Raw genomic sequence first — 10,917 nt, forward strand, 5'->3', positions numbered from 1 at the left:
TGACTCATGTGACTTTACTGACAATGTCATGGACGATCGTTCATCCGATCGATGAAGAAAGTCCGATGTATGGCTGGACAGCCGACGATTTCATTAAAAAAGAAGTAGAATTTCTTGTATTGATCAAGGCCTACGAAGAAACATTTGCTCAAACCGTTCACACCCGTTCTTCCTACAGGGCTGAAGAAATTATATTTGGTGCAAAATTTCTTCCAATCTTAAAACCCGGCGACAATAATTCCGTAACAGTTGAGCTCAATCGAATAAATGAATATACAACCACTCCACTTTTTGAAGAGTTGAAATATTCTGAAGAACCGAAATAATTTAAAATCATATCCATTGAACAAAAAAGCAATATCCGTTATTAAGTACATTATTTTACTTGCCATTGGTGTCGTATTATTATGGATAGCATTCAGGAAAGTCGATCTTCCAAAAATGATCGCCGATATTAAGAATGCAAATCTTTTTTGGGTTGGATTATCAGTTGTAACAAGCCTGGTAGCATTCACAAGCCGGGCAATCCGCTGGAATTTATTGATAGAGCCATTAGGTTATAAACCTAAACTCAGTAACACTTGTGCTTCACTAATGATCGGTTATCTGGCTAACCTGGCAGTACCCAGGTTAGGAGAAGTTACGCGATGCGGATCTCTCAACCAAACTGAAAATGTTCCATTTGATAAATTGTTAGGCACTGTTATTTTTGAACGCATCATTGATGTATTGTGTCTTCTTACATGTATCATTCTGGTAGCAGTATCAGAATACGAACGACTGGGAAATTTCTTAAATGAAAATATTTTCGATCCGATGAAAAGCAAGGTACATTCATTTATCAATTCACCGATATCAATTGCAATCGTCCTGATCATATTTCTTTCACTTTTAATTTTCTTATTCAAGAATAAAAAAAGCAAAGGTTTTATTTCGAAGTTTACAGTGATCTTAAAAGGAATCGGAGATGGAATGGTTTCTGTCAAAAGAATGAAAAAACCGTTTCAGTTTATTTTTCATACAATACTGATCTGGGCTATGTATTTCATGATGTCTTATCTCTGCTTTTTTGCTTTACCTGCAACTTCACAGTTAAGCTGGCATGCAGGTTTGTTTGTATTAGTAGTTGGCGGTTTAGGTATGAGTGCGCCATCTCCCGGAGGAGTTGGATCCTATCATGTTTTAGTCGCTGCAGGATTATATCTTTATGGCATATCGGACCAGGATGGAAAAACTTTCGCAACATTGATGCATGCCTCACAAACCTTGGTGGTGATTGTATTCGGAGCATTATCTTTCCTATATTTATTCCTCAAACAAAAGAATGGAACCGCTAACGCATCTTGATATTATAAAACGAAAAGTTGTTGATCTGAACCAACTTCAGCATTTGATTTACAGATGGCGTTTTTTATCAAAAAAGATAGTTTTCACCAATGGATGCTTCGATATTCTGCATTTAGGTCATATAGATTATCTGGCAAAAGCGTCAGATTTAGGAGATATTTTAGTGCTGGGAGTCAATTCTGATGCCTCCACCAGAGGATTAAAGGGCCCGAATCGCCCAATCAACAATGAAGAACAAAGGTCAGTTTTGCTTGCTTCACTGCATTTTATGGACGCAGTCATCATTTTTGACGACCCTACACCCATCGAATTGATAAAAATCGTACGTCCGGATGTTTTAGTGAAAGGTTCTGACTATAATTTGAGCAACATCGTCGGAGCCGATATCGTTCAATCTTATGGCGGACAAGTAAAAACCATCGATTTTTTGCCGGGTTACTCAACGACAATGATCGAGGAAAAAATTATTTCCGGCAGAAAGTAAATCTTGAATCAATAATAATTTTATATTTACAATAAAGAATAAAGAATGAAACCAATTCGACAATTTTCGGGACTCGTATTATTGCTATGTTTTGTAGCATTGTACTCCTGCTCTAAAGAAGAATACTTCAAATCTGAGTCAGGTATAAAAAAACAATTAGAAGGTAGTTGGAGTCTTATTCCAATTCCCCGGACTAATCCGGATCAGAACTGGGCATTTGACAATAATGACAAAATGACCAGAAGTGAATTAAACGTAAATTACACGGGCGATTTTACAGTGAGCACTTCACTTACTAAAGCTGAGATCAAACTTGAAAATTTCACTGTCGTTTCCGGTTCGTTCGACTATAATGGAACATGGGAAATCGTTCAACTGGATGATGATTTTCTTATCATCGCCAATGACCGGGAAGGAACTTCAGGTATAAAAGAATTAGAATTCACTAAGAAAAAATAATACTTCACACAGATATTTAATGATGAGCCAATTCCGGAAGGGGTTGGCTTTTTTCGTTTTTAATTTGAAGTTGGAGATTAGAAATCTCAACCGTCCGATAAAACTAATTTCATATTATAGTAAATCCTAGATGCAAGTTCCAGGTTTCAATTTTTCTTTTTTTGTTTGCCCAAATCGAAAATTAAAAATTGCTTCAACACTTTGAAATTGATTTTGATGAACGATATATTTCAAACAACCGATTTCAATTTTGGGTGACAATTTGGTTTTAATGATTAGACTTTTATTTCAGGAAAAAGCTGTGTGTTTAAAGAGTGCGCCCCTAAAGGTGCTTAGCGCTCTTGTATAGTCCAAAAGTTACCAAGATTTTGGCCCTAACGGGCCTTATCATCTATAAATTAAAAGCGAATACATCATTGCTTTTAACAAATGATATTACTCTGCTGACAATAATAGAGGCTAATCTGCAAACAATCTTTTATAAATAATCTCATTTCAATAAAACGAAATTTCAATTCATTTCAATAAAAGCAACTTTTATTCATTTTTCATTCTTCATTATTAATTTTAAACTACTTTCACACTTCTAAAAATTGATCAGTGGCTAAAATTAAAACGTCTTTCTTTTGTCAGAATTGTGGTGCGCAAGCGCCTAAGTGGACCGGAAGATGTCCTTCATGCGGACAATGGAATACTTTTGTTGAAGAAGTAATTCAACGAAAAGAAGATCTTCCCGGCTGGAAAAAAAAAGATGGTGTAAAAAAGAAAGTCGCACAAGCTCAGTTACTCAGCGAAGTAGCAATAAAAGATGAGCATAGAATTGCATTGCCCGATCAGGAAATGCATAGAGTACTGGGTGGTGGACTTGTTCCCGGATCATTGATCTTAATGGGTGGAGAACCGGGTATCGGTAAATCTACATTGTTACTTCAACTTGCATTGTCAATGAAGAAACAATCTGTTCTATACATCAGTGGTGAAGAGAGCGAGCAGCAGATAAAAATGCGCGCAGACAGACTGAAGCTTTCAAGCGAAGCCTTTTTTATTCTGACAGAAACTTCGCTGGAAAATATTTTTCAACAGATCTCTGCAATGCATCCGCAGATCCTGATCATTGATTCAATACAAACGATCTTCAGTAATAAAATAGAATCATCACCGGGAAGTGTTTCTCAGATCCGCGAATGCGCCGGAGAACTTTTACGTTTTGCAAAAGAGAGTTCTGTTCCTGTTTTTCTCATCGGACATATTACAAAAGACGGAACTATTGCTGGCCCGAAAATTCTTGAACACATGGTTGATACAGTTCTTCAATTCGAAGGCGATCGTCATCATGTATATAGAATTCTGCGTGCAAATAAAAATCGTTTTGGTTCAACGGCCGAGATCGGTATCTATGAAATGCAAGGTTCAGGTCTTCGCGAAGTAGATAATCCTTCTGAAGTACTGATCGCAAATCGCGAAGAAAGTCTATCAGGTGTTGCAATCTCCGCAACGATGGAAGGTATCCGTCCTCTTTTAATAGAAACACAAGCGCTTGTAAGTTCAGCTGTGTATGGTACACCGCAACGTTCATCAACCGGTTTTGACTTACGTCGATTAAGTATGTTGCTAGCTGTACTTGAAAAACGATGTGGCTTCCGACTGGGCGCAAAAGATGTTTTTTTAAATATAGCCGGTGGAATAAAAGTTGAAGACCCTGCAATTGATCTCGCTGTGATCTGTGCAGTATTATCATCAAGCGAAGACATTGCAATTTCACCAAGGATAGCATTTTCAGCAGAAGTAGGTTTGAGTGGCGAAATTCGTCCGGTCACAAGAATAGAGCAACGAATCAGTGAAGCCGAAAAAATGGGCTTCGAAGAAATTCTGATCAGCAAGTACAATCTCAAAGGATTAGACAAGAGTCGTTATAAGGCGATCCGGATTAATGCTGTTTCGAAAGTTGAAGAGGTGTTTCAGCATTTATTCGCATAGAGCAATTCTATAATTTAAACTGAATAAAATTTTTAACACTAAGATCACTAAAATTTGTCACAAGAACACATTGCGCTCTTGTGACAAAATTTAGTGATCTTAGTGTTTTATTTTTTTAATTTTTAATTAATTTTTTCAATACTCTTGAATTCTCATTTTCGATCGATAAGAAATAAACTCCCGAAGCAAGTTCGCCAACATTCATAGTCATTTGCATTTCAGAATTCGCCTGTTGTTTTTCGGAAATAAGTTTTCCATTCGCAGCAAACAATTTTACAACCTTATCGGAGTTAGTATTATCGAATTGGATAGTTATCTGATCAACAAATGGATTCGGATATATTTCCAATTGCATTGAATTTGAAATTGAACCGTTTCTACTAATAATAGAAATACTGATCGTATCACTTGCGCTACATCCATTTGCATCAGTTACCATAACAAAATAATCACCGCTGATCGCAGTTGTAATAAACTGAGTCGTTGCCGTTGTATTCCATGAATAAGAAGCAAACCCTGAACCCGCATCAAGCACTATTGAGTTTCCTGATTCCAGAGCAGTGTCATTTCCTAAAGAGATCACAGGAATAGAATTGATATTTGCATTTACTGCAATAGGTTCACTAGGACAAATCCCACCGGCAACAGCAAAATACTGAACACTGGAATTAAGAACAGGCGTAATGAATGTACTACCTGTACCGAGAATTGTTCCACCCGGTGCATCGAACCATGTAATCGTTTCAGATGAATTTGCATTTAATGTCAGAGAAGCACTTCCACAATTTGAAGCATCCGTTACTGAAATCGCTGATACAGGATTTACTGTTGCTTCAACCGCAACGAAATTACTCGGACAAATTCCTGCAGTCTGAATGTACATGGTAGTTGTCGTTGTTAAGATCGGAGTAGTAAATGAATTTCCTGTTGTGATAAAATTTCCATTGACAGCATCGTACCAGTTAATTGTACCACTACCATTTGCAAGTAGTGTGAAAGATGTCGGTCCGCATGCTGATGCATCAATACCTGTTGGATCAGCTTCAATTGGATTGACTGTTACATTTACTGCAACAAAATTACCAGGACAAACATCACCTGCCTGTACGTAATAAGTTGAAGACGCACTTAAGACAGGCGTTGTAAATACAGAACCAGTACCGATCACTGAGCCATTTGGTGCATCATACCAATTTATAATATCAGGAGAATTTGCTGTCAGTTGAACAGAAACTGCACCGCAAGCATTTATGTCAGCAACTGCAGGATCTGCAGGGATCTGATTGATGATTGCATCAGCAGCAACAAAATTACTTGGACAAATTCCTGAAGTCTGCGCATAATAAGTTGTGCTTGTATTCAAAACAGGAGTATTGAAAGTTGTTCCAGTTCCAACTAATGAACCGTTAGGCGCATCAAACCATGTTATAGTTCCTGAAGAGTTTGCAGTCAAAGAAAGTGCAGATGCTCCGCAAGAATTATCGCTTGTTGTTACAGGATCAGGAGAAACGGTATTGATAGTTGCCGTTACGGGAATAAAATTGCTGGTACAAACAGCACCTGCCTGAACATAATATACCGTTGTTGAATTTAAAACAGGCGAAGTAAAATTACTTCCTGTAAATAGAAGCGTTCCGTTTGGAGCATCATACCATTTTAATACTTCAAGTGATGATGCAGAAAGATTAACAGTTCCATTTCCACAACGGTTGTTATCAGTAACCGTAGGATCAGCTGCAAAGGCATCAATATTAGCATTTACTTCTACGAATGAACTAGGACAAATTGTACCGGCCTGAAGATAATACGATGTAGAAGTTGTCAGCGCCGGAGTTGTGAACGCAGATCCTGAAAAGAGCAAGTTTCCGTTCGGTGCATCATACCAGTTAATAGTTGAAGCTGAATTTGCCTGAAGAGTAATGATCCCCGAACCACAACGTGTTACATCATTTGTTGTTGGATTAGCAGTGATTGCATTTATTGTAGCAGTGACAGGAATTCTGTTGCTGATACAACCTACTCCGGCTTCAACATAATAAGTTGTAGTTTGTGAAAGTACAGGCGTACTATAATTTGTTCCTGTAAAAATTGAAGAACCACCAGTAGCGACTGTGTACCATCTGACAACAGCTGTGTCATTTGCAATAAGGGTAACAGAACCATTTCCACAATTCTCTGCACCTGTTACTACAGGATCTGCTGTAAACTGATTGATGATTGCATTAGCAGCCACTCTTGAACTCGGACAAGTTGTACCTGATTGTACATAGTATGTTGTTGTTGAATTCAAATTTGGCGTTGTATAAGTTAAACCTGTTCCTAAGAGTGTTCCTCCGGAAGTTGAAGAATACCAGGCAGCAGTAGAAGAATTTGCTGTTAGAGTTACAGTACCATTTCCACATCTTGCAACATCTGAAACAGCAGGCGGACTTGCAACAACATCAATCGTTGCAGTTGCAATTACACGAGAAGAAGGACAAACAGTACCTGCTTCAACAAAATAATTTGTTGTCGACGGAATTGAAGGTGTATTAAAATTTGTTCCTGTAAATAATAATGTTCCGCCGGTTGCTGCAGAGAACCAGTTGATAACTGCTGTATCAGATGCAGTAAGCAAAACACTTCCGGCACCACAACGGCTGGCATTTGTTACAACAGGCGCAGCTGTTATTCCATTGATTATTGCACTGACAGAAACTCTCGGACTTGGACAGAATGATCCTGCAGAAAGATAATAAGTTGTAGTTTGATTAAGTGAAGGCGTTGTAAAAGCAGTGCCGGTATTAACCAGGTTTCCTCCTACTGCTGCATCAAACCAACTGATAGTAGCTGTATCCGATGCAGTTAAATTTACATTTCCTGTACCACATCTTGAAACATTGCTTGTTACCGGAGAAGCCGTTACTGCATTGATGACAGCATTCACTCTTACCCGGACACTTGGACAAACACCTGAAGCCTGTACAAAGTAACCGGTAGATTGCGTTAATGAAGGTGTAGTAAATGAAACTCCTGTTCCAACAATTGTTGCAGAAGTAGAATCAGCAAACCAATTTAAATTCGATGTACCTGCTGCAGAAAGTACCAGAGTTCCGGTACCACATCTTGAAGCTGATGTTGTTGAAGAAATTTGTTCAACAGCACCTACTGTCAATGCTACACCTGATGAACTTGCCGAGCAACCGGAAGCTGTAACTTTTACAGAATAGGAACCGGCAGTTGATACTGTTATGCTTGTTCCTGTAGAACCTGACATCAGATTATTGTCTTTGTACCATTGATAAGTTGCACCACTAACTGAACCGACATTTAAAACAACAGAAGAACCATTACAAATTCCTGTAGAACCCGGAGTTGTGATCTGAGCAACAGGTCCTGAATATGCACGACCCGGTGACCCTAATAAACATCCGGCGAACCAATTGTTACCATCGTCTGCACTTGCAGTTTCATTAAGTCTTTCAAGTGTATATCCACCCGCATCAGCTGTTGTTGCAAATGGTAATTGATCTGAATACAAAACAGACATTTGCAACTGATCATTTCTGTCAAACAATCTCAACTCTTCTCCACTATTGGAGAAATCAAACTTAAAGTCTCCGATAACATTTGATACTGTGGGATAAACTGCACTAAATTTCTCAAGATCCGATGCTAAAACTAAATAACCATTTGCAGGAATAGAAGTTGTAACCGGCAATATGTAAGTATGATTATCAGCTTCATCTCTGAACATCCAGTTTGAAAGATCGATAGCCTGGCTGCCTCTGTTGTGGATCTCTATCCAGTCACCCGATTCATTCAACGAATCACTGTGATAATTCAATTCACTGAATGCTAATTGCGGACTAGCAGCTGAACCTGTGAAGTAACATGTAATAACATCGCTGGAAGTAAAGTTATAGGTTGCACTTTGATTCGTGTTATTCGATGAAATCACAACATTACTTCTCCAGTGATCAAATGTATATCCGGGATTTGGTATTGCAGTTATTGTTACCGGATTTCCATTAAAGTAAACTCCATTCCATGGATAAGTTGATGGAGTGATTGTTGAAATCTGAACAACACCTGCACCGGCCGGACTTACTTGTAAAGTTAATGTCACCTGACCTGACAGTTGAAATTCACTTTGAACAAAATTTCTTGCATAAGTAGGTCTGCTATTTGCAAAGGATAGCATGGAAGCAATATTTGTTATCCAGGTTGCTGAATCAATTCCGCCCCATTTTTCACTTTGCAGATGGTAATCATATTTAAGAGAATCTCTCAACAAATATGCATTGGCCTGAACATTTGAAGGAAGGAAGATCGTATTGACAAGATCGGCATAACGATTAATAAAATATCTTTTAAACGTTGCATTCTGTGTAAAATATTTAAAGAGATCTGAATTGTAATTATGCGGCGAAGCATTTCTTGCAACAGAAAGCATATTATTAGTAACACTACCATTATATCCTAATCCAAACTCAAGATCATAGATCAGATATTTAAATTTTCCATCGCCTTTTTTCGGTCTCCACAATTTTAAATTATTATTTGTTCCACCCATCCAGTCATCATTCGGATAATATGTTTCAGCGATAAAATAATCTGCCATATTCTGGAGATCCATCATCGAAGATATTGTATTGTAATAATCAGGATCAGAAGGAGAAGTGGTTGTAGCAAAATTGTGCATTGCGAAAAAAGCAGAATCACTTCCCTTTTTTACTTCAATACCCGTATAGAAATAACTTTCTTTCAAAAAATCGATCTCATCAGCTTTGTATCCATAATTACCTTCGACCCAATGATGATCATCATTTTCACGGAAATAATAAATTCCCCAGTTCTGACCATTGAGTGTTAAGATACAAGGTTCATAGGCAATATAATTATTGTAAGTGCCTTTCAGGATCCGGTTCATCAATGCATCCCGCATGTTGCATTTGTTACGGTCATTTCCTGCCATGTGAAGAATGAAATTATCCCATTTATCGTTCCATGGCTTAAGTGATTGTAAACTGTAATTAAGATTAGACAGACCATACTTATCACCAAGTTTTATTTCCAGACTCTTCTGTGGTGCTGAACGTGACCATCCTCCTGTTACTGCAAGACCAGAGTTAAATTTAAATTGCAGACTTTTATCTCTTTCATAAAATTCCAGTGTAACATCTTTTTCTAGATCCAGCCAGTAGTTTGCTCCCCAATGCGGATTGGCTGATGTATAACCGGGTCCGTCTGCAAAAATTCCGGTGTTATAATCATATAGGTTATCCGGATCAGTAGTTAATGCAACTACAGGTAACCTGGTCGTGAAATTTATAAAGTAAGTATTCGTGACCGTTGTGCTACCAATTGCATTTGGCGCAAATACTCTTGCACGAATTGTTTTAGTTGAAGAAATTGAAATCGGTGATGTATAAAGAGTACTTGTTTCAGTTACATCACTTCCATCATTTGTGTATCGAATACTTCCACCGGGAAATGTTGTAGTTAAAGAAAGTGAACGTGTTCCTGAATAAAATCCACCTTGCAATGAAAAAATAGGAAATGTTGCATAAGAGGTTTTGCAAATTGATCCGTTATTTGAAGTATTCGGAGTGGGCTGATCAGTTAAACACCAGCTTGAACCTCCATCCGGAATTCTGGCAATTGAATTATCGATCTCAAGATTTCCTGTTGACTTTTTATCAAGCAAAGAGTTACTCGCATTTGTCAGAAAAATTGTTTCTCCTGTTTTACTGATTTTAAAATCAGCATGAAAATATGTTGTTGATGAATAATGAAACCATGATGGTACAGAGGAAAAAAGTACTGAACCATTTTTGACAGAAAAAGTCAGATATGGATTTGAACTCATGTCATTATATGTTCCGGTAGTGTTGTGGACTTCAACCGCAAGTACGTTTGTTCCATTCACCAGAAGCGTTCGCAATTTACTGTAATCAAGATAAAAGCTATCCGGATATTCATTTTGAAAAAGAAGAGCTTCATGACCAAGAGGTGAAAGTTCATTCCATGCAGGAACAATTCCGGGCGAGCCTATATTCATTCTTGCAATTTCTACTCCGTTCAGATAAGCAACAAATCCATCATCGAAATCCATATTAAATACAGCACTCATAATTTTAGAGGTATCGGAAATAGAAAACGATCTTCTCATATAAACAGAAGCGCAACCGGTGATAGTTGTTCCGTCATCTGAATCACCCATTCCAATACCACCGTTTCCTGACGACCATGAACCATCATTGAAAGATGGTATTCTCCAGTTAGAAGTAAACGATGAAGTATTTGCACGATACTTCCAGTTATCACTTGCTTTCACAGCAGTTTCCCAATGTGTGAGAACAGTCTGATCAGTGTCTGCTGCAAATACAGTGACATAAGAACCGGCTGAAAGACTATAATCAGGAAAGCGGAATTTATAAGGTTTCAAAGAATCATCAGACAAACCATAACCACTAAGATTTACAGGTGATGAACCGGCATTGTAGATTTCAATCCAGTCATCATACTGATAATTTTCATCGGAGATCGTCTTCGTATTAGAGCTCTGAATTTCATTGATAACAATCTGTCCATTTGAAAAAAAACTGATTGTTACCAGAACTAAAAAAAGGATTAATTTGTAGGTGTGTTTCATCAATTAATATTAA

Annotated in this window: 6 protein-coding genes; 5 read left to right on the top strand and 1 reads right to left on the bottom strand. The window is 37.8% G+C overall.

Annotation, left to right across the window (positions count from 1 at the left end):
- The 5 genes from IPL24_11065 to radA form a co-directional block, all read left to right on the top strand.
- On the top strand, positions 1 to 326 hold a 326-nt coding region (locus IPL24_11065; protein ID MBK8364190.1), incomplete at its 5' end, for an Inward rectifier potassium channel Irk.
- Positions 327 to 342: 16 nt separating this feature from the next.
- Entirely contained in the window at positions 343 to 1,347 is a 1,005-nt protein-coding gene (locus IPL24_11070) for a flippase-like domain-containing protein (GenBank protein ID MBK8364191.1), read from the top strand.
- Positions 1,325 to 1,831: a D-glycero-beta-D-manno-heptose 1-phosphate adenylyltransferase gene (gene rfaE2 / locus IPL24_11075; protein MBK8364192.1), complete on the top strand. Its 507-nt coding sequence runs from the start codon at positions 1,325 to 1,327 to the stop codon at positions 1,829 to 1,831. Before IPL24_11070 ends, rfaE2 begins: the two co-directional genes overlap by 23 nt.
- A 45-nt stretch (positions 1,832 to 1,876) precedes the next feature.
- Positions 1,877 to 2,290 carry a hypothetical protein gene (locus tag IPL24_11080; protein ID MBK8364193.1) on the top strand — a complete coding sequence of 138 codons (414 nt, stop codon included), beginning with the start codon at positions 1,877 to 1,879 and terminating at the stop codon, positions 2,288 to 2,290.
- Positions 2,291 to 2,890: 600 nt separating this feature from the next.
- The gene (radA, locus tag IPL24_11085; GenBank protein MBK8364194.1) at positions 2,891 to 4,267 is read left to right on the top strand and encodes a DNA repair protein RadA; all 1,377 of its coding nucleotides are present in this window, start codon (positions 2,891 to 2,893) and stop codon (positions 4,265 to 4,267) included.
- Positions 4,268 to 4,382: 115 nt separating this feature from the next.
- On the opposite strand, the gene IPL24_11090 is transcribed toward radA, so the two are convergent.
- On the bottom strand, positions 4,383 to 10,904 hold the full coding sequence (locus IPL24_11090; GenBank protein MBK8364195.1) for a CotH kinase family protein: 6,522 nt from the start codon (positions 10,902 to 10,904) through the stop codon (positions 4,383 to 4,385).
- Between the last annotated feature and the right edge of the window lie 13 nt (positions 10,905 to 10,917).

This window comes from Bacteroidota bacterium (assembly GCA_016711505.1).
In the GTDB taxonomy this organism is placed as follows: domain Bacteria; phylum Bacteroidota; class Bacteroidia; order AKYH767-A; family 2013-40CM-41-45; genus JADKIH01.

Bases quoted from the DNA above. Each gene is read 5' to 3' on its own strand.
- IPL24_11080 (MBK8364193.1), top strand. From the start codon at position 1,877: ATGAAACCAATTCGACAATTTTCGGGACTCGTATTATTGCTATGTTTT.
- IPL24_11090 (MBK8364195.1), bottom strand. From the start codon at position 10,904: ATGAAACACACCTACAAATTAATCCTTTTTTTAGTTCTGGTAACAATC.
- rfaE2 (MBK8364192.1), top strand. From the start codon at position 1,325: ATGGAACCGCTAACGCATCTTGATATTATAAAACGAAAAGTTGTTGAT.